This is a genomic window from Saccharothrix sp. ALI-22-I (assembly GCF_001984175.1).
In the GTDB taxonomy this organism is placed as follows: domain Bacteria; phylum Actinomycetota; class Actinomycetes; order Mycobacteriales; family Pseudonocardiaceae; genus Actinosynnema.
The window spans coordinates 1-20569 of record NZ_MTQP01000017.1; the positions used below are offsets into that span (position 1 = coordinate 1).

Consider the following 20569-nt stretch of genomic DNA (forward strand, 5'->3'; position numbering starts at 1 on the left):
TGGCCTGTTGCACTGTCCAGGCCTGTGTCGGGCGGGCGGTGACGCCGGTGATGTGCAGGCGCCGGGTCCCGTGTTCGAGGAACACCAGTGCGTACAGACGTCTACCGAGCACGGTGTCGATGTGGAGGAAATCCGCCGCGATGATGCTTCCGGCTTGGGTGGTGAGGAACTCGCGCCATGTCGGGCCGCAGCGGCGTGGTACCGGGTCGATGCCCGCATCATGCAGGACCTGCCAGACCGTCGAGTGGGCGATGTGATGGCCGAGTCGGGCCAATTCACCCTGGATGCGCCGATGACCCCACCGAGGGTTCTCCCTGGCGAGCCGCAGCACGAGTGACTTGATCGCCGCTCGAGTCGGTGGACGTCCGGTGCGTCGCCGCGCGGTGTGGTCCCACTTGCGGGCCACGAACCTGCGGTGCCAGGCGAGCAGGGTGCCCGGCGTGACGGGAAAGACCTCTGGCCAACGGCGACGGTCCACCAGTCCGGACAGGGCGGCGAACCAGAACCGGTCCGCGGGCTCGTAGCGGACCGGACCCGCCGGTTGCCGGCGCAGGACCGCATTCTCGTGCCGCAGCACAAGCAGCTCGGCGTCCTTCGCGGTCTCGCTGCGCAGCAGCGCCGACGGGATGGACAGCAGCTTCCGGGTCGCCTTGTACAGCAGGGACACGATCACCCGGACATGCTCTCAACACGCTGACACCCTCGCTCTACCAGGGACGATGGCTTTTCGAGCGGCACAGCCTGCGTGCCCGAGACGTTGCGCCGCGTCGCGGACGGAACACTCGGCGAGCGACCTTGTGCTTGCCGAAAATGTCGTCCGTGCAGGTCGGGTGACGTGGTGGTACTCGCTGAGGATGCCGCCCAGCCGCTGTTGTCGGCGGATGTGGAGGTGGGTGAGTCTCGCTTGATCGGTTGCTGGTCGCGGCAGCGGGTGTAACGGTCGGGCGTTGGCGATGCCTTGGTGGGGGCGGTGGGTGTTATAGAACTGCTCGTACTGACGTAGCGCGTGGAGTAGATGTTGTTGGTTCCAGATGAGGGTGCGGTCGAGGAGTTCGCGGCGGCAGCTCTGGATCCAACGCTCCATGATCGCGTTCATCCGCGGTATTCGGACGCCGCTGAGGACGACCTGGATACCGGCGTCGGCGAGGACGGCGTCGAACACGGCGGGGAACTTGCCGTCCCTGTCACGGATCAGGAACCGCGGGGAGCTACACGCGTCCTCGAGGTCCATGACGAGGTTCTTCGCGGCTTGGGTGACCCAGGCCGCGGTCGGGTGCGCGGTGGCGCCGAAGACCCTGATCCGGCGGCCGGCGTGCTCGATGATCGCGAGCACGTACAGGCGGGTGCCGCTCACCGTGCAGGTCTCGAAGAAGTCGCAGGCCAGGAGAACGTCGGCCTGTGATCGGAGAAAGGTCGACCAGGTCGTCGAGGTGCGCTCGGGAGCTGGGTCGATCCCGTCGTCCTTGAGGATCTGCCAGACGGTGGAGGCGGCGACTGTGATGCCGAGGACGAGCAGTTCTCCGTGTATGCGGCGGTAGCCCCAGGCGGGGTTCTCCCGTGCCAGGGGCAGCACCAGGAGTCGGATGGAGCGGAGGGTCCGAGGTCGGCAGGGCCGCTTGGGACGGGACTCGGCGGCGTGGCGGCGTGAGAGAAGGTCCCGGTGCCACCGCAGCACCGTCTCCGGACGCACCAGCAGTCGGTGCCGACGAAGCGCGGCGGCCGGGAGTCGGTGCAGCAGCGCCGCAAGGAACGCCCGGTCTCCGGGGAAGAACCGCGGCCGGGTCTGGCCCAGTTGGCGTTGCAGGACGGTGATCTGGTGCCGCAGCGTCAGGATCTCCACGTCCTTGTCCCGATCACTCATCGGCAGCAGGCGCAGCAACGCGAACGCGTTGGTCACGCCCAGGTAGGCCAGTCGGAGCAGCACAGCCGGTCATCATGCCGTGCTGGTCGACATCACGCGGGTGGCAACCGTGGCCCGTGAGCGCTTCGAAGCCTTGGGCTACGTATGCCCGCTACCTGCGCGGATGAGGTTATCGGCAGGCACAACGTCGCCCGCGAGGTCTTCCCGATCATCACGCAAGCCCTCACCCCGGCCACAACCCCAACCGCGACTTGACAAACATAGGGGCGTCATCACGCTCCATCTCCAGCTCGGTCTTCTCCTTCTCCCACCGCGCCCGCTCGGCCCGCAACCGCGCCAACTCCTCGCGCTCGGCGGAGTCCAGGGGCCCATCGTCCCGCCCGGCCTGTCGGTCGGCCTTCACCCAGTTGTGCAGGGTGTGGGCGCTGATCCCCAGATCCCGCGCGACCTGCGCGACCGGCTTGCCGGTCTCGGCCACGATCCGCACCGCACCCGCACGGAACTCCGGATCAAACCGGCGTCTCTTGTCTCCCACGACCCAACCATCCCTCTTGGTTCAGGTCTCCACGCTACGAAGGGAAGCACAGCCTGACCTGTACGGATGGCATTTGCGGCAAGCACAACGCCGTTCGTGTGCGTCCAGCCGATGCCGAGTTCCTGGTCGCGGCGCGCGGAAGACCTGACGTTCGACAAGACCGACGAGGAGGACGCGGTGCTGATCGCCCGGTTGACCGCGCAGCCGTGCTGCTATGTCCCCCAACCCGTGGACGAGACCTGGGGCGGTTGCGCCACCTGGGCGCCCGTCGTGAACAGTTGAGCGGCACAGGGCCGCGGCTCAACCGAGGCCGTCGTCGAGGCGGGGCCTGCCGAGCGGGTGTCTCGAAGGGACGGTTCAGTCGAGGTACCCGACGAGGTGTCCCACGCGGTCGGCGTGGTCTTCGGCGACGAACCCCCGTGGAATGGGCATGACGATGGCGCTGACCCGGTTGGGCAGGGTGACTTCCCACTGACCGGCCGATTCGGGCAGTCGGACCGCGCGGATCTTGTCGAAGTCGGTCAGGTAGAGGGCTCCTCCGGCGATGGAGGTCGATCGGTCGCCCGGCGGTGGGGCGGTGCCGACCAACTCGCCCGTGGCGCCGCGGAGGACCTCCGTGCGGTCACCGCGCTCGTTCAGCACGTAGGGTTGCCCCTCGACGCGCATCGTGGTCGCACGCCCTTCGGTCTGCCAGTTGACCTTGCCGGTGCTCAGGGTGACCACGTACACCCCGTTTCCGGCGAGGCCGTTACCGCCGGTAATCAGCACGGTGGCGTCGTCGACGGGCGTGATCGTGGCGCGGGCGAGGTCGAACAGTTCGGTCCGCCAGCGCACCTCGCCGGTGGCCAGGTTGTAGGCGGTGGTCGAGTCTTTCGAGCCGTCTTCGTCCTGGGTGACGAGGACGGTGTCGCCGAAGACGTGGGCGTCGCTGAACAGTTCCCTGGGTTTGGTCCAGACCGGGGTGCCGGTCGCCGGGTCCAGCAGGCTGAAGCCTGCGGTGTCGTCGGCGAGCAGTCTCGTGCCGAACACCTCGACGAAATGCTGGGTCCGCCACAGGATCGCGCCGGTACGACGGTCGATGGCAGCCGTCCCGTCGCTCACGGAGAGAAGGATCAGGTCGCCGAGACCGTCGACGCGGGGGAGTCCTCCCCCGGCCTCGCCGCGCCACACGACCCGCCCGTCCGCCGCGTCCATGACCGCGGTGGTCGGCTCGCCGGCCACCGCGACCAGCGACCCGCCGGGACTGATCGCGACTTCGGCCGGCATGGCGACATCGGGGAGCGGGACCCGCCACATGTCCGTGCCGGAGGCCGGGTCGATCCGGCGCACGGTCGCGGTGCCGCCGTCCCGTTCCGCGATCGCGATCACTCCGTCCCGGGTCGCGTAGTCACCGTCGCGATCCAGCCGGGCCGGCACCCGCCAACGCTCCCGCGGAGTCGTGACCGCCGCCGGGGGCGCCTCCCGCCACCCGTTCTGCGGGCTCCAGAGCTCGACCGCCGGCAGGTGGCCGCTCGGCGCGAGCGACGTCGTCTCGGCGGCCCGCTCGCCCGGCGGACCCGAGCACGCCGTGGTGAGGCACCCGGCCACGGCGGCCAGCGCGAGCCACACCGGGCGTAACCGTCTGTGATTCCACACCACGTTTCCGTTTTCCCTTTCGGCACAGGACGTCGGCAGACCCCGGCGACGCGACGAATGGTAGCGATCACCAAGCCGCCCCGAGGGCGAAGCCGAGGTAAACGTGAACCTCACCGGCGACCACGAGGTGTGCCGATCCTGGTGCTCCGACGTCGACATCCGCCCGTAGAACGCGAACCGCAACCCGAGGTGGCCGTACGGGTTCTGCGAACGCTTCCGCTCACCTCGGTGCCACTCGGCTTGCAACCAGCCGTCGAGCAGATCCTGGTCGGTCCTGGAACGGGACGCCCTGCGTGACCACTCCACACCACCAGACTGACGCAGAACCACCCGCGTACCACCCGAACAGAGCAGGAGGTACACCCGAACAGCCCGTTTCAAACCCTGTGCCGCTCGAAAAGTCATCGTCGCTGGTAGAGCAGTGCAGACGCCGCTTGAGAGCATGTCCGGGTGATCGTGTCCCTGCTGTACAAGGTGACCCGAAAGCTGCTCTCCGTCCCGTCGGTGCCGCTGCGCAGTGAGACGGCGAAGGACGCCGAGCTGCTCGTGCCGCGGCACGAGAACGCGGTACTTCGTCGGCAGCTTGCGGGTCCGGTCCGCTACGAGCCTGCGGATAGGCTCTGGTTCGCCGCCGTCTCCAGGCTGGTCGATCGTTGACGTCGGCGGGAGGTCTTCCCGGTCACGCCCGGCACCCTGCTCACCTGGCACCGCAGACTCGTGGCTAGTGGCTCGCAAGTAGGCCTGCGCGTGATCAACAGTGCACCGCAGGCACCCTGGGCGAACGCACACTGCGAACGGGTCATCGGCACCATCCGACGCGAACTCCCCGACCACATCCTGATCACGGGCGAGAGCCACGCACGGCAAGTCCTCAAGACCGACGAAGACCACTACCGACACCGGCCCCACCAGGCCCGCGACCAGCTACCACCCGAGGCCCAGCAGCACCCCACCGCCGCACACGACCTCGGTGCCCTCAGACTGGCGCGCACACGGATCCTCGGCGGACTCATCAACGAGCACAAACACGCCGCTTGACCAGCAGCGATGACTTTTCGAGCGGCACAGGCGCCGTGCGTGCTGTGGATCGACGAGATCGAGAAGGGCCTGGCCGGGTCCGGCTCGGACAGCACGGGCGTGACGACCCGCCTGGTCGGCCAGTTCCTGTACTGGCTCCAGGAGTCCCGGGCGCGCGTGTTCGTGGTGGCGACCGCGAACGACACCCGGTCCCTGCCGCCGGAACTGCTGCGCAGCGGGCGGTTCGACGACATGTTCTTCGTCGACCTGCCCGACCCGGAGGAGCGGCGCGAGATCATCGACATCTACCTGCGCAAGTACCTGCGGACGGCGGTCCCGGAGCACGTGGTCGAGGAACTGGTCGGGATCAGCGAGGGCTTCGCGGGGTCGGACCTGCAGTCGGCGGTCGCGGAGATCGGCTACGAGGCGATCCGCGTGGGCGACGCGAACGTGCCCGTCGAGTACTACTACAGCGCTTTCCGCAACGTGGTCCCCGCTGTCCCGTTCGGCGCCCGAACGAATCGAGGAGGTCCGCCTGCTGCGCGACCGCGCGATCCCGGCGTCCGGTCGGGCCGGAAGACGGCGGACCGGTCGACCGGGTCCCGGCGGGTGGTCCTGGGCTGAACCGGCGCGGCACCCCTTGACAGCGCGCGGCCGGCTTCGGATTCTGGACGGCTGCCGTTACCGGGGGGTGCGATGGACATCCGCGTGCTGGGGAGGTTGGAGGCCGTCCGGGACGGCCTTCCCGTCTACGTCCGTTCGGGGCACAAACCACGCCTGGTGCTGGCGGTGCTGCTCGCGCGGGCGGACCGGGTGGTCACCACCGAGGGGCTGATCGCCGCGGTCTGGGGTGACCGGCCGCCGGCGTCGGCCCGGCGCAACGTCCAGCAGTACGTCCTGCAACTGCGGGACGCACTGGGCGGAGGGCTCCTGGCCCGGCAGGACAACGGTTACGTCGCCGTGGTCGGCGAGCACCTCGACGCGGCGCGGTTCCGGCGGCTGGCGGTCGCGGGCGAGGCGGCGCTGGCCCGCGGTGAGGTCGAGCGGGCGTGCCGGACGTTGCGGGCCGCGCTGGACCTGTGGCGCGGGGCGGCGTTCGCGGAGTTCCTCGACTGCCCGGCGGTGGCGCCCGAGGCGGCCGGTCTGGAGCAGTTGCGGCTGGACGTCTGGGAGCGGTGGGCGGACGCGGAACTGGCGGCCGGGCGGCCGGACCTGGTCGCGGCCGAACTGGCCGGGCCGGTGCGGGACAACCCGTTCCGGGAAGGGTTGTGCGCGCGGTGGATGCGGGCGTTGCACCTCGGCGGGCGGCAGGTCGAGGCGCTGGCCGCGTTCCGGCGCATCCGGGTGTCCTTACGGGATGAACTCGGTCTCGAACCCGGCCATGAGCTGCGGCGGCTGCATGAGGCCATCCTGCATGGCGACGAGCCGCACTCGTCCGTGCCGACGCCGCACGAGTTGCCGCCCGACGTGCGCGGCTTCACCGGGCGCGTGGAGGCGTTGCGGCGGTTGGACGAGGTGCGCGAGTCCGGCGGCACGGTGGTCGTCACGGGCACGGCCGGCGCGGGGAAGAGCGCGTTGGCCGTGCACTGGGGCCACCGGGTCGCGGATCGCTTCCCAGGCGGGCAACTGCACCTCAACCTCCGCGGCCACGGTGCCGGCACGCCGATGCTCCCCGTGGACGCGTTGTCGGTCCTGCTGCGGACCCTCGGCGTGCCACCGGACCGGATACCGACCGACCCCGCCGAAGCCGCCGCGCGCTTCCGGTCGGTGACGGCCGGACGCCGGTTGCTCATCGTCCTGGACGACGCCCTGACCGCCGAACAGGTGCGCCCCATGCTGCCCGGCGACCCGAACTGCCTGGTCGTGGTCACCAGCCGGAACCGATTAACCGGGCTCGTCGCGCACGACGGCGCCCATCGGCTCGCGCTGGACGTGCTGGAGCCCGACGAAGGCACCGCGTTGCTGACCCGGTTGCTCGGGTCCCGGCGGGCCGACGCCGAACCGGACGCGGTGGTCGAGCTCGGGAGAACCTGCGCGTGGCTGCCGTTGGCGCTGCGCATCGCCGCCGCCCGGCTGCTCGACCGGCCCGGCTACCCGATCTCTTCGTATGTCGCCGATCTGCGCGCGCACGATCCGTTGGCGTTGCTGGCGGTGGAAGACGATGAGCGCAGTGCGGTCGGTGCCGCGTTCGATTCGTCGTACCGGGCGCTTCCCGCGTCGGTGCGGCGGGTCTTCCGGTTGTCCGGGCTGGTGTCGCTGCCCGATTTCACGGCGGCCTCGCTGGCGGCCCTGGCCGGCTCGCCGTCCGAGTCGGACATCCGTGGGGCGCTCGACGTGCTCACCGGCGCGCACCTGGTGGAGCGGCGCGGGACCGACCGCTACGCGCTGCACGACCTGCTCCGCGCCTACGCCGCGCGGCGGTGCCTGCGCGAGGACTCGTCGGAGGAGCGGTCGGCGGCCCGGACCCGGCTGTTCGAGTGGTACCTGGACGTGGTGACGACCGCCGCCGACCTGCTCTGGCCCGACCGCCCGGCCAGCCCGTTCCGGCCCGCTCCGGTTCGGCGCGGGGACGCCGTGGCCGACCCGGTTGCCGCGAAGCGGTGGCTGGACGCCGAACACCACAACCTGGCCGAGGCGATCCGCGCGGCCGAGCGGCAGGGGCCCCGCGCCTACGCGTGGCTGCTCAGCGAACGGCTCCACACCTACTACCTCCAGTCACGACTGGTGGTCGAGTGGATCACCAGCACGGAGACGGCCCTGGCCGCCGCCCGAGCCGAGGACGACCGGTTGGGGCAGGCGGCGGCGCTGGTGGGCCTGACCTCGGCGCACTACTCCACATCCGAGTTCCGGCTCAGCGCGGAGATCGGCGAGCTGGCGGTGAAGGCCTGTGCCGAGATCGGCTGGACCTACGGCGAGGCGGTCGCCTTGGTCCTCATCGGCCTCACGCTGTCCTACCGGGGCGAAACCGACCTGGCCGTCGCCCACCTGGAACGGGCCGGCGACCTCTACGCGCGCATCCCGTTGCCGTTCCTGCACGGCATCATCCCCGCCCACATCGCCACCACGATGCTCCTCGCCGGCCGCCTCGACGACGCCATGGCCCACGCCACCCGAGCCCTCCACCTCGCCCGCCGCCACGGCGCCCTGCGCCTGGAAGCCCACAGCCTGATGATCCTCGGCGAACTCAACCGCCAACTGGCCCGGTTCCCCGTTGCCACCGCCCACCTGACCGAAGGCCTCGTCATCGCCCGCCGCACCGCCGCGTCCTTCCACGAAGCCGCAACCCTCTGCGCCATGGCCCGCGTCCACCGCGACACCGGCCACGTCGACCTCGCAACCGACCACGCCTACTCCGCTCTGTCGCTGGCGCGCCGCATGCGCGACCGACGAATCGAAGCCGAGGTCCGGAACTGCCTCGGCTCCATCCACCTGCTCGACGGGCACTACGAGTCGGCGATCGCGATGCACGGTGAGGCGTTGCGCATCGCGGAGGAGATCGGCGTCCAGTACCAGGTGGCCGAGGCCCTGCTGGGCCTGGCATCGGTCCACCACCACCTCGACGACCAGGCGCGGTCCGCAACACACGCGGACCGCGCCCTCAGCTTGGCCAGGAAGTACAAACTGGGAGGTCAGAAACGTCGAGCACTCGCCCACCTCGCGGCGGTCGGGCACTCACCGAGCCCGTCCGGCTGACAAGCCGTCACGAGAAAGGACCAGCTCCCCAGGGGGCCGGGGGCCGGGGGCGGAGCGGGCGGGTAGTCGGGAGCAGGACTGTCGGCCGGTTCCGCTGGCCTGGCCGGTGGGTGCCAGGTCGCCCGCGACGGTCGCAGCTCTCGTTTCATCGTGTCGTGGATGCTGTCCTCGCAGTAGAGGTGGACGTACTTGCAGTTGTAGAACTCCGTCTTGGCGACCAGGATCGGCGCCTCGACCGCCTCCCAGAAGTACATGCTGTGGGTGTAGCGGTGCAGTCGGGTTTCGGCCTGTGCCAGGGTGTTGCTCGTCCGGTCGATCACCGCTTCGAGGTTGCGGATGGTCTGATCCCTCGGTGGTGTCCGGCCGGCAGAGCATTGTTGGCACCGGCCCGAGCCAGTCTGATGCCGTCGTCGGCGGCGCCCAGCGCCGCGTTCCCCGCCTGGATCACGCTTCTCGCCTTGGCCACCCCAGCACCAGCTCGGACCACCCCGAAGCCGGGAACCATCCCGGCGACCGCCAGTCCGCAATCCACCCACTTCTGCTTGCTGCACTTCTGGTACGCGTTCACCGCGCCGAACGCGAGGCTGCCCCCTGCGACGATCGCGTTGGCGGGCGGTGGCGTGAACAGCGCGATCACGCCCAACAACGCGGAGAACTCCCCCGAACGCTCGTACAGCAGGGTCCCGGTGGCCTTGATCCCGCTCCACGCCTTCGACGCCGCCGCCGTGGCCGCGGAGTTGACCACGCTCGCGGCCTTCTTGGCCATGTCGACGTGGGCCTGCGCCTGCTGCTGCACAACGGACCCGATCTTCTTCATCCAGCCGGGCAAGCGGCCGTCCGGGTCGGACATGGTGACCGGGTTGCCGTTGCTGTAGCTGTAGCCATGCAGTTGTTGCGGATCTTCGCGGTCGATGACCGGGTCGACGCTGAGGAATCGACCAATGAAGGGGTCGTATTCGCGGGCGCCGAGGTGGGTGAGGCCGGTGTTGTCAATAGTGCCGCCGACGAAGCCCTTGTCCATTGTGGACGGCCAGGCGCCGATGGTGGTGCGGACGGTTCCGTACGGGGTCTGGCGGCGTTGGGCGACCGCCTGGGAGTTGGAGTGGACGGTGGTGAGGGGGGTGCCTTGGTGGTCGGTGGCCAGCCAGCGGAGGCCGGAGGGGGTGCGGGTGGCGATGGGGTGGCCGGCGTGGTGGTAGTAGCGGGTGGCGGTTTTGGTGCCGGTGGTCTTGGTGTGGCGTAGTTCCTGGTCGGGCAGGTACAGGGTGCTGCCGGTGGGGTCGCGGCGGATCAGGCGGTTGCCGTCGGCGTCGTAGACGTACTGGGTGGGGCCGGTGTTGTCGGTGCTGGTCGACAGGTGGCCCTCGACGTCCCAGTCCAGGGTCTGGGTTCCGGCTGACGACGGTCGGGTCTTGGTGTTGCCCAGGAGGTCGTAGGTGTAGGTGGCGGTTCGGGTGCCGGCCGAGTCGGTGGTGCCGGTGGTGCGCAGGGTGTGCGGTTGCGGCGCGCCGGCAGTGGGGTAGGCGTAGGTGGTGGTGGCCTGGCCGGCGGCGGTGACGTGGTCGACGAACTTCGTCCGGTTGCCGACCTTGTCGAACTCCCAACTGTGCCAGTACTTCGCGGCACCGCCCAGCGCGCCGACCGACGGGTTCGGCCCGCATTCGCCGTTCTCCGGCGTCCACGCCTCCTTGAGCCTGCGCAGGTTGTCGTGGCGGAAGCACTGGACGTCCGCGGCTCCGCCTGCGGGGGTGTCGGCGATCCGGACCACGTTGCCGGCGTTGTCGTAGCCCAGGTTGATGTCGAGGACAGCCGACGGGGCGACCTCCTTCACCGTGAGCATCCGCGTCACCCGACGGGTGCCCTCCTCGTAGTACAGACCGGTGTCCATGACCCGGCCACCGTTGTTGCGCCGACCCAACACGGCCAGTTCGCCCAGGCGGGTGTAGGCGGTCAGGTCCGCGTACGTGGTCGCGTCGATGGACGTGGACAGGGTGTGCGGCTTGTCCAGGTCGGTGTAGCGGGACGTCAAGGTCTCGGTGGGCAGGCCGCCGTCGCCGTCCAGGTCGGGCAGGGTCGTGGTCTCGAGCAACCCACTGGCCGTGTAGGTGTGACCGTAGGTGTAGGTGCCGGCCAGGCCGGTCTCGCCCACTGGGATCGTGTAGGTGACCCCGCTCGGCTTGTAGTCCGGGGTGTAGCCGGTGATCTCGCGGGTGTAGCGGTTCGCGCCCTCGACCCTGGTGGAGCGGGTGAGGTGACCCTTGGCCACGGTGTCGTAGACCCACTCGCTCCGCAGCACCGAACCCGCGTGCACAGCGGTCCTGCGGCCCAGCGCGTCGTAGGAGAACGTGAGCGTCCTGTTGTCGGCGTCGGTCACCGAAACCAGCTCGCCCGCGTCGTTGTGGGCGTGCGCGGTCGTCCCCTTGTCCGGGTCGGAGACCGTCCGCTTGCGTCCGCGCAGGTCGTAGTCGTAGGTCCAGCGGTTGCCGGCGGGATCGGTGATCGTCTCCAGTTCGCCCTTGCGGGTGTAGCCGTAGGTGGTGGCGTCGAAGGTCCCCGACGGCGTCGACCCGTGGTACTGGCGCAACGCGGTCGTCCGGCCCGAAGCGTCGGTCATCGTCGAGGTCGCGGTGCCGCCGGCCGGTGGGGTGACGTCGACCCGGTCGCCGCCGTACCCGGTGGTGGTCCGCCACTTCTCGACACCCAGCTCGCGGTGGCTCGACGCGGTCTCCCGGCCGGCCCCGTCGAACTGCTTGCGGGTCTGCGCGGGGATGACGTTGTCGCCCTGGGGCAGGAACAGTTCCTTGCCCGGGGCGCCGTTGGCGAGGTAGGGGCTGTTGGTCTGCCACGCCCGGCCCGCCGTGTCGTAGAACGTGTCGACCACGATCCGCCCGCCCCCGGTCCCCGCTTCCGGCGACTGGGTCTGCCGCTGCCGCAGCAGCCCGTCGTAGAGCGTGTGGAAGCTGGTGTAACCGCCGGCGGAGTTGAGCTTGGACGTGGTGACCGCGACCGGCAGGTCCCTGCGGATGTCGTACTCGTAGCGCAACGACGGCGTGGCGGGCTTGGCCCTACCCGGCAGCCACACGTCCTTCAGCCGCCCCAACGGGTCGTAGGCCAGCTCGGTGGTCCGGCCGTTCGCGTCCACCACCTTGGTCGGCGACCCCCACGCCGGCGCCAGCGTCGTGGTCGTCGGCCAGTCCAAGGCGTTGAACGAGGTCGTGGCGGTGGTCGGCCCGCTCACCTCGGGCGTGTAGGTGATGCGGGACCTGTTCCCCTTCACGTCCCACGCCTCCTTGACGCGGCCGTGCACGTCATAACTGGACCTCGACGTCACAACGTAGGTGCGCGCCGACGCCGTCCATGTCTTCAGCTGCTCGACCTGGGTGGCTCGGCCTACGGTGGGCGCGGTGCCGAACGGCTGGTGGTCGTAGGTGGTCTTCTCGTCGCCCACCACCTCCTTCTCGGTCGTCGGGGTGGTGCCGCAGCGCAACGCCGTGGTCTCCACGCGGTGCGCGTACGACATCAGCCACGCGGAGGTGTTGCGGGGCTCGTATGTGGTGCGGACGCACTTCTCGTCGCCGGTCACCGCGGTGTCGCCGGTGTCGTCCACCTGGGTGACCATCCCGTGCGCATCGAACGTGCTGCGGCTCACGGTGGTTCGGGCCGGTCGGCCGCCGTCGAGGGCGGTGCGGGTGTGGGTGGCCAGGGTGCCGGTGAACCGGGCGTGCACGGTGGTGCCGTTGCGGGTCCGGCTGGCGTTGGGCGCGGACTGCCAGGGCTCGGACGCCTCGGAGGCGACCTCGGCCGTGCCGTTGAAGGTGATCGTCTGCCGGGCCACCCCGGCGAACGCGTCCTCGTCGGCGACGGCGGGCGCGGCCCCTGCCGCGGGCACCGTCACCGAGCGGGTGCCCGACGGCAGCTTGTCGCCGTGCATCCCGCGGAAGTAGTGGGTCTCGGTGACGGTCTGCTCGCCCGGATCGCCCCTCGTGGTCCGGACGCCGCCGTAGCCCCGCCACACCGACCACGTCTTGTTCTCGGCCTTCACCAGCCCGTCGTCGTCGGTGTAGTGCCACGCGGGATCGCCGAGGTAGCGGTAGGCGGTGATCGTGCGCGGCGCGTGGCCGGTCAGGTCCGATTCGGTGACCTCCTTGACGACGTACTTGTGGAAGTGGTCGGTGACCGGCCCGGTCTGCCCGGCCGGGGTCCAGCGCACCGGGTAGCACAGCAGGGTGTTGCTCTCCGGGGCGGTCGGCACGCGGGTGCCGGCCACGCAGTCCGGGGCGGAGTAGGTGACCGCGATCTTGCCGCCGGTCTCGGTGTCGATGTGCGCCACGCGCCACCAGTTCATCGCCGGCGCGTGGTCGGCGGTGTCGACCCGGTTGGGCATCTGGACGCCCGTGAACGTCACGTCCGGCACGGACTTGTCACCGCCGACGTGCCCGGTGTGGGCGATCTTGCTCAGCCACAGGCCGGCGCGGGTGCCGTCGCCGGGGTCGGGGAACGAGTGGGTCAGCGTCCAGGACTCCACGTCGGTGTGCCGCGCCGCGCCCGCATCCCAGATCCGCGTGGTGACCTTGCCGAGCCGCTTGGTCGTCCAGAACGTCGGGGAGCCGACGGTGCACGGCGCCGTGGTGCACTCCTGGTCGAACGGGACGTCGGGCCAGGTGGTGCGGTTCTTCACGCCGCAGTCGGCCAGGCACCGGTCCTGGGCGGTGAAGACGACCTGCGCCGGCACGGTGCCGTACGCGGTGTCCGCACGGGTCCCGTAATCGATCCGGGTCAGGTGCGCGGACCGGTCGTAGGCCACCAGGTCGTTCGGGTTGTTGTTGCGCGCGTACTTGTTCGTTTCCTTGGCGTACCAGTACGACGTGGTGTTGCCGTTCGGGTCGACGACGTGGTCGAGGTTCCACCGGTATGCCTGGTTGCAGTGTGCTGTGGTGAACGAGGGCAGGTGGCACGGCTCGCCGGGGTGGTTGCCGAACACCGTCGCGACTTGCACGCTGTTGGTCTCGGCGCGGCCGTCGGTCCAGCCGGGCAGCCGGTTGCGGCCGAACCAGTACTGGGTGCCGTCGGTGGTGGTGACCACCCAGTGCTCGCCGTTCTCGTCGCCGTTGGGGCTGCCGGTGCGGTGCTCGATGCGCGAGCCGTCGTCGCCGCGCAGCCGCCAGCCCTTTCCGTCCTCGTGGACCAGTTCCCCGCCGCGACCGTTGAACGACACGGTCGCGTTGTCGGTGGCCCAGCACTGGTCGCCGGTCGCGGTGGTGTTGTTGCCGCCGGCCATGTCCTCGGCGCACGGCTTGTACTTGCGCTCGACGAACCCCGGGGACCAGTCGAACCCCTCGCCCAGCCAGGACGGCTGGTTGTTGGACGCGGCCATCCGCCCGTCCACCGACTGGGCCGAGTACCCGAACTCGACCCGGGGCGCGGCACCGCCGACCGCGGGCGGCACCCGCACCGGGTAGCTCCACGTGAAGTCGCCCGACGACCCGCCCGCGGTCCACGTCGCCGAGGGTTGCAGCGAGGTCGCCGCGTAGTCCCCCGCCGGCCCTGACGGCGCGGCGGTGAGGGCCAGCGTCCGCTCGCCCTCGACGGCGACATCGGCGGTCGCGGTCCCGGCGGCGAGGTTTCCGGGGACCGGCCGGGCCTCGCACGGGGCGTCCACGCAGACGAGCCGGAGCCGCGACGCCCAGTCCGCGCCGTAGGCGTCCCGGAAGGCCGAGTAGTCGACCGTGACGCGGGCGTGCCCGGCCGCCGAAACCCCGTCCGCCCGGCCGACCTTCAAGACCAGGCCGCGCACGCCGGCGGCCCGAGCGGCGTCCTGGTCCAGCACCCGGACCCGCACCTTCCCGGGCGCCGCGGCACCCGTGGCGGCAGCGCCGTCCACACCCCGGCCGCGGTCCACGGTGACCGGCAGGCCGCCGGCGCGCGACGGGGTCCCGGCCGACAGGTCGACGACCGCCTCCCCCGCCGCGGGCCACGCCGGCGGCGTGCCCCGGTACGGCTTGCCGGTCTCGGCCACCGCGTCGAAGACCGGCGGTGCGATCCGCCCCGGCACGGCCCGGTCGGTCTGCGGTCGCAGGCGTTCGGGCTCGGCGGCGGACGCGGTCCGGACACCGACCACCATCGGCGCGATGAGCAGTGGGACGAGAGCAGCGGACAACCATCTGCGCGTGATCATGTCGTCTCCCCCGGGGCTTGTCAGCGGGTGGCCAGTCGGGTGATCTCGCTGGGGTGCAGGACGCGGTCCCACACCCGGACACCCGCGACGGCCCCGGCGAACCGGTCCACCGTCTGGTCGATCCAGCGCGCCTGCCCGATCCACAGTGGACCGTTCGCGGCGAACGGGCTGCCGTTCCAGGCCACCGACCCCGCCGGCGCTCCGTTGACGTAGATCTGCAGCGACTTCCGACCACGGTCGTACACGCCGGCCAGATGCGTCCACGCCCCCGCTTGCGGCGCCGAGGACGACCGGACCCGCAGGCCGGTCGGTGACGTGGTGTCCAGCGGCTGCACCGCGAACGCCCAGGTGTTGTCGGCCTTTTGCAGGTAGAACGCGCAGTTGTGCACCCCGAGCTGGCTGACCGCCGTCTGCACCGGTGCGGTGGGGTTGCTCAGCTTCACCCAGGCCGCGACGGTGAAGCTGTTGGCGGTCTCCACCACACGGCTGTCCGTGGCGGCGTGGTCGTCCACCCCGTCGAAGGACACCGCCGTCTCACCGGGCCGGGGACCCGGGGTGGCGAGGGTGCCGCCGGACAGCGTCGCGTGGTGCTCGTAGCCGGAGGTGTCGTAGAGGGTGGTGCCGGCCGTCTCGGTCAGCGGCCACTCGCCGACCGGACCGGACGCCGACCCGATGTTGAAGGCGTAGGACCTGATCGGGCTGCGGTTCTCGGCGTGGTCGGCGCTGCGCACGTAGAGGGTGAGCAGCCCGCCGCGCGTCGGGTCGGTCGCTTCGGGCACCGGCGGCGGCGTCAGCGGGATGGTCACGCTGGCGCCCGGACTCGGTGCGGCCACCGCCGTCGTCGGTGGGTTCTCCCAGCCGTACAGGTACTGCTTCACGTCCGTGGATCCGTTGGCGCTGAACGTGAAGTCCGCCGTGTGCCCGATAGACCCGTGGAAGTCGCCGCCCTCCTTGTACACCGGGGAGGACACGCCGGGGACGTTGGGCGCCACGGTGTCGATGGCGAACTCGCACCAGCCACCGTAATCGGGCGCCCAATCGATGCCGTCGTCGGCATGCGTCCGCCAGGCATAGGTCCCGGAGGCCAGTGGCGGCAGTGTGACCTGCCCGCGGGTGTCCTTCGCCAGCGAACTCTGCGTCACCTTGCCCAGCTTCGGGAAGACGCGCGTGCCGTCCGGCAGGAGGGTGTGCCAGTCCACGTGCAGGGTCATGTCGGTTTCCGGGTCCGAGTCGGTCACCAACGCGCTGAGCGTGGGTGTCGCCGTGCCCAGCACGGGCCGGTTCGGTCCCGTGACGCAGTCCCGGCCGTTGGTCTTCGGGTCGGTGGGCGGGTTCGGGATGCTGTTGTAGGTGGCGGTCAGCCGGAAGTCGTCGAGGAAGTAGCGCTTCCAGCGGTTGCTCGTGCTCTCGCCCGCGCCGTCGCGGTCGACCGCGGCCATGCCGATGTTGTAGGTGTCCCAACGTTGTTCCGCGGCGACCTTCAGGTCCGAGAGCAGCGCGTTGTCGATGAGTTCGACGTAGGCGTTGCCCTCGTTGCAGGACAGTTCGTTGGCGTGCGACCAGAATTCGCCGATGTAGACCTGCAACTGCGGACCGGGCCAGGACTGCCGCGGCCAGGCGGTGATCGGGGCGGTCCGGTAGAAGTAGGTGGGCGTGCCGTAGCCGCACTGGGTGGAGTGGTCGACCCAGCCCGCGAACCCGGCCGACAGGATGTGCTTGGCGCGCAGGTCGTGGCCGCCGGCGGCCATCGGGAACTCCAGGAAGCTGCGGACCAGCTTGCCGGTCTCCTGGTCGCGGCCGACCCTGAGGTTGACGCCGGGTGTGTCGCCGACGTCGACGTCGTTGTCGCTGGTCGGCGAGTTGGTGTTGGTGGAGGTGGCGTATGCCCAGCCCTGCGGGCCGGCGGCGAAATCCGGGTCGATGTAGATCGGGAACTTCGCCGAGGGGTCGTCGAGCAGGCCGGTGTCGGGGGTCAGGGTGAGTTCACCGCCGGCGGCGCGCGCGGGGATCACCGCGTCGCGCGCGCCGGCCGCCGGGGCCGCCGCGGTCGACGCGGTGGTCGTGCCTGAGTCCCACATCATCGCTTCGCCCGCGACCGCCACCACCGCCGAGCCCGAGGTCACCCGCAGGCCGCCCTCGGGCGTGGCCGACATCGTGACGTCCCCGCCGACCTTGAACCTCGGGGTGCGGACCACCGGGTCGGCCGCCGCCTGCCGGGACTTGACCACGAGGACGTGCGAGAACCCCCGGCGGGTGGCGCGGAGCACCAGATCGACGCCGGGGACGACCTCCGGGTACGTCGCCGAGGAGCCGTGGAGGACCGGTGCGGGCAGGGAGCCGGGCCAGGACAGGGTGAAGGTGTGCCCGGCGTGGTCCAAGGTGACCATCGGGCCGGTGCCACCGGCGGAGAAGCGGACGTCCGCGGCGCTCGCCCGAGGGGCCGGAGACCCGTCGCCGCGCCGGACCAGCGTGGTGTCGATGTCCACCCACGTCCCGTCACGACGGACCCATCGGGGCGTCGCGTAGGACTCCATCGTCCACGTCCCGGTCGGGTTGGCGAACACCCGGGACACCTCGGTCCGGGCCGAGAGGTCCTCGACGGGGACGCGCTGCGCGCGGGCGGCGGACATCGCCGTCACCGCGTCCCTCGGCACGGTCGGGCCGCCGGCCGGGGCGGCCACGCCCGGCACCGGCACCAGGGCCAGTACCAGAGTGGCGACGGCGAACGGATGTCTTCGCGATGGTCTGCCGGAACGTGTGCGCACGGTCGTCCTCCCCTGTCCCCGTGACTGCCGGGGAGGGACCGTAGGCACCGCCTGCATCGCCGCGGTACAACGCGGATCGTGCCTACACCACTACAAGGAGTGGTGTGATCCAGATCACCTGTTGTTCCTGTCAGCAATCGGCGGGCTGTGCCGCTCAAGCAGCACGCCAACCGACAGGAGTGAAGACATGAAGCACCGCATCGTGGTTCTCGGGGCCGGGTACGCCGGGGCTTACGTGGCCGGGATCCTGGCCCGCCGGCTGTCCGCGCGGGACGCCGAGATCACCGTGGTCAACGCCGTGCCCGACTTCGTCCACCGCATGCGTCTGCACCAGTTCGCGGCCGGGCAGGACGTCGCGGCGCCGAAGTTGGTGGACGTGTTCGCGGGTACGGACGTGTGCCGCTCGAAAAGTCATCGCCGCTGGTAGAACGATGAGAGCGCCCCTTGAGAGCATGCCTGGGTGATCGCGTCCCTGGTGTACAGGGTGACCCGGAAGTTGCTGTCTGTTCCGTCGATCCTGCTCCGCAGCGAGGCGGCGAAGGACGCCGAACTGCTCGTGCTGCGTCACGCGAACGCGATCCTTCGACGGCTACCGGCCGGCCGGTCCGCTACGAGCCCGCGGACCGGTTCCGGTTCGTCGCCCTGTCCGGGTTGGTGGACCGTCGGCGCCGGCGGCAGGTCCTCCCGGTCACTCCCAACCATACTCGGCCGGCACAGCGGATTCGTCGCCGGAAAGCAGGACCACACCGCGCGCAGACGCACCGGACGTCCATCCACCCGAGCCGCGGTCAGGTCACTCGTGCTGCGGCTGGCCAAGGAGAATCCGCGGTGGGGCCACCGAGGGATCCAGTGCGAGCCGGCCCCTGATCGGCCCCCGGATCGCCGCCTCGGCGGTCCGGCAGATCCTGCGCGCGGCGGGCGTCGACCCGGCGCAGGTCCCTCACACCTGCGACGGCACCGGGAATTCCGTCGGTGCCGCTGTTCGGTCCTTCGGCGCTGGCGGTGGACCCCGGACTGGCGCGCCTCACCGTCGACGAGGTCCCGGCCGAGCCGGACGGTGTGCTCGCGGGCTCACCCGCGCGGTGAACTCAGGCGCGGGCCCAGCGGTCCAGGAACTCGTGGCCGGTGCTCACGATGTGCTCGGACCACTCGGTTCCGCTCGCCCAGGTGAGGTTGCGCAACACGCAGTGCGCCGCGTAGACCACCAGCGCGCCGCGGTCGGTCGTACGGACGATCTCCTCCGCCAACCGCTCCCGGATCCCGGGCTCGGCCTTCGGCCAGGCCGCCAGATCCCAGTCGACGGTCACCAGGTCGTAGGAGGCGTCACCGGTACGGCACGACCGCCAGTCCAACACCGCCACCACCCGACCACCGTCGACAAGCACATTGGCCGGCCCGAAGTCGAAGTGGACCAGGTCGTCCGGCGCCCGCCCAGGCAACGGCGCCGCAGCGGCCGACGCGCGCAGGCGGGACAGCAGCCCGGAAACCGGCTGCCCGCACCCCACCAACACCGATGGCCGACACAACGGCGAACGATCCTCGACCAACCCGCCCAGGACGAAATCCCACCAATCCCCGCCCGCCCCCGAACCGGCTCCCCGCCCGCAGTCGACCACCGCGATCAACTGCTCCAGCATGACGCCGTCGACGTGCTCGACCGGGCTGCCCGCCACGTACTCCTGCAGCTCGAACCACAACCCGCCCACACGCCCAGCGGCGACCTGACGTGGAATCGGGCAGCCCGCCGCCCGCAGCCTCGCCAACGCCGGCTCCACGTGCTCCTCGGCCTGCCGGGCCTCCCGCCCCCAGGGCAACCACTTGAGCACCAACCGGGCCCCGTCCGGCCCGGTCACCTCGTAGGCCCCCTCGTCACCCCTGGCGAACCCGCCGACCAACGTCAACGCCAAGCCGCGCTCGTGCCGCACCAGTTCGACGACCTCGTGGACCCGCTCGTCGATGTCCGCCATACCGAGGTGTTTCCTCCTGCCTGTCCTCGGGCGCCGGGCTGCAGCACGCCCGTCAGCCGCCCCTGCTCTGGTAGCCGCGCACGCTGCGGAGCCACCACAGGCGACAAACCCCTCACGCCACGCTCTACCAACACCCCATCAGCCCCACCGACTGCCGACACGGACTTGACGGCAGCTTCGGCGGGAGCCCTCGACGTCGCGCCGCCGGCCACTACACAGTCCTCGCTCCTCGGGTGTCCGATGTGGACGAATCCAGCGGACCACTCCGGACAGTGCCGAGTCGGTGCCGCGATGTGATTCGACACGTGCATTTTCCCGTGTTAGGCTTGCGCTACACCGCGACTGCGCTAACTGCTCCTAACAGAATCGCTGGACGTGTCGGTAGCAGATGATGCAGGTGGCGAGGCCGAGGAAGGCTTCGTGGATGTCGTCGCGGCGTTCCCAGCGGATGCGCAGGCGTCTCATACCGTGGTACCAGGCGATCGTGCGCTCTACCACCCACCTGACCGTGCCCAGTCCGGAGCCGTGGGGTTGGCCGCGGCGGGCGATCCGCGTGCCGATTCCCCTGGCGCGCAGGCGCCTGCGGTACTTGTCGTGGTCGTAGGCGCGGTCGGCGTAGACCGTTCTCGGGCGTCGACGGGGACGCCCCCGTCTGCCGCGCACGTTCGGTACCGCGTCCAGCAGCGGTTCCACCTGGGTGACGTCGTTGCGGTTGCCGCCGGTCAGGATCACCGCGAGCGGGATGCCGCCGCCGTCGGTCAGGACGTGGTGCTTGGAGCCCGGTCGGGCGCGGTCGACCGGGCTCGGACCGCTTTTGGGCCGCGACGCGCGGCCCGGACGTGCGAGGAGTCGATCGCCGCGCGGTCCCAGTCCAGCCTTCCCGCGGAGTGCAGTTCGGCGAGCAGTACCTCGTGCAGCCTG

Annotated in this window: 14 protein-coding genes and 1 pseudogene; 6 read left to right on the forward strand and 9 right to left on the reverse strand. The window is 70.7% G+C overall.

What is annotated here, in order from left to right:
- The 3 genes from ALI22I_RS00600 to ALI22I_RS00610 form a co-directional block, all read right to left on the reverse strand.
- Positions 1-673 (reverse strand): helix-turn-helix domain-containing protein (locus tag ALI22I_RS00600; protein WP_179118033.1); only part of this gene is annotated, 673 nt, incomplete at its 3' end.
- Between the two features lie 12 nt (positions 674-685).
- Positions 686-1924 carry an integrase core domain-containing protein gene (locus ALI22I_RS52725; RefSeq protein WP_083751305.1) on the reverse strand — a complete coding sequence of 413 codons (1239 nt, stop codon included), beginning with the start codon at positions 1922-1924 and terminating at the stop codon, positions 686-688.
- 160 nt (positions 1925-2084) lie between these two features.
- Positions 2085-2396, reverse strand: a complete 312-nt coding sequence (locus tag ALI22I_RS00610) for a transposase (RefSeq protein WP_077003634.1) — start codon at positions 2394-2396, stop codon at positions 2085-2087.
- Between the two features lie 111 nt (positions 2397-2507).
- Here ALI22I_RS00610 and ALI22I_RS48345 point away from each other — a divergent pair, with 111 nt between their 5' ends.
- Complete coding sequence (locus ALI22I_RS48345) at positions 2508-2678, forward strand: hypothetical protein (RefSeq protein WP_179118034.1); 171 nt, start codon at positions 2508-2510, stop codon at positions 2676-2678.
- Positions 2679-2753: 75 nt separating this feature from the next.
- Here ALI22I_RS48345 and ALI22I_RS00615 read toward each other — a convergent pair whose 3' ends face one another.
- A complete protein-coding gene (locus ALI22I_RS00615; RefSeq protein ID WP_077003635.1) occupies positions 2754-4004 on the reverse strand; it encodes an outer membrane protein assembly factor BamB family protein in 1251 nt (416 codons plus the stop codon).
- A 477-nt stretch (positions 4005-4481) separates the two neighbouring features.
- On the opposite strand from ALI22I_RS00615, the gene ALI22I_RS51780 reads away from it, so the two are divergent.
- The 4 genes from ALI22I_RS51780 to ALI22I_RS00635 all read left to right on the forward strand — a co-directional run bounded on the left by ALI22I_RS51780 (position 4482) and on the right by ALI22I_RS00635 (position 8741).
- A complete protein-coding gene (locus ALI22I_RS51780; RefSeq protein WP_238597988.1) occupies positions 4482-4688 on the forward strand; it encodes a hypothetical protein in 207 nt (68 codons plus the stop codon).
- A 90-nt stretch (positions 4689-4778) separates the two neighbouring features.
- Entirely contained in the window at positions 4779-5069 is a 291-nt protein-coding gene (locus ALI22I_RS51785; protein ID WP_202970505.1) for an integrase core domain-containing protein, read from the forward strand.
- Between the two features lie 9 nt (positions 5070-5078).
- Positions 5079-5672, forward strand: a complete 594-nt coding sequence (locus ALI22I_RS00630) for an AAA family ATPase (RefSeq protein ID WP_179118032.1) — start codon at positions 5079-5081, stop codon at positions 5670-5672.
- Between the two features lie 72 nt (positions 5673-5744).
- On the forward strand, positions 5745-8741 hold the full coding sequence (locus ALI22I_RS00635; protein WP_077003637.1) for an AfsR/SARP family transcriptional regulator: 2997 nt from the start codon (positions 5745-5747) through the stop codon (positions 8739-8741).
- On the opposite strand, the gene ALI22I_RS48350 is transcribed toward ALI22I_RS00635, so the two are convergent.
- From ALI22I_RS48350 to ALI22I_RS00645, 3 genes are read right to left on the reverse strand one after another with little or no spacing between them, the layout of a single operon-like run.
- A complete protein-coding gene (locus ALI22I_RS48350) occupies positions 8678-9061 on the reverse strand; it encodes a hypothetical protein (RefSeq protein ID WP_143531844.1) in 384 nt (127 codons plus the stop codon). The two genes, ALI22I_RS00635 and ALI22I_RS48350, sit on opposite strands and share 64 nt — an antisense overlap.
- Positions 9058-14916 (reverse strand): RHS repeat-associated core domain-containing protein, encoded by a 5859-nt coding sequence (locus ALI22I_RS00640; protein WP_077003638.1) that lies wholly within the window; start codon positions 14914-14916, stop codon positions 9058-9060. The genes ALI22I_RS48350 and ALI22I_RS00640 overlap by 4 nt, the downstream gene beginning before the upstream one ends.
- A gap of 20 nt (positions 14917-14936) precedes the next feature.
- Positions 14937-17681, reverse strand: coding sequence for a LamG domain-containing protein (locus ALI22I_RS00645; RefSeq protein WP_179118035.1), 2745 nt, complete (start codon positions 17679-17681; stop codon positions 14937-14939).
- Between the two features lie 187 nt (positions 17682-17868).
- On the opposite strand from ALI22I_RS00645, the gene ALI22I_RS00650 reads away from it, so the two are divergent.
- Positions 17869-18108, forward strand: a complete 240-nt coding sequence (locus ALI22I_RS00650; RefSeq protein WP_202970506.1) for a hypothetical protein — start codon at positions 17869-17871, stop codon at positions 18106-18108.
- A 661-nt stretch (positions 18109-18769) separates the two neighbouring features.
- On the opposite strand, the gene ALI22I_RS00655 is transcribed toward ALI22I_RS00650, so the two are convergent.
- Positions 18770-19648, reverse strand: coding sequence for a phosphotransferase (locus ALI22I_RS00655; protein WP_077003640.1), 879 nt, complete (start codon positions 19646-19648; stop codon positions 18770-18772).
- Positions 19649-20005: 357 nt separating this feature from the next.
- Positions 20006-20569: pseudogene (locus tag ALI22I_RS00660) on the reverse strand (IS5 family transposase); the annotation flags it as partial.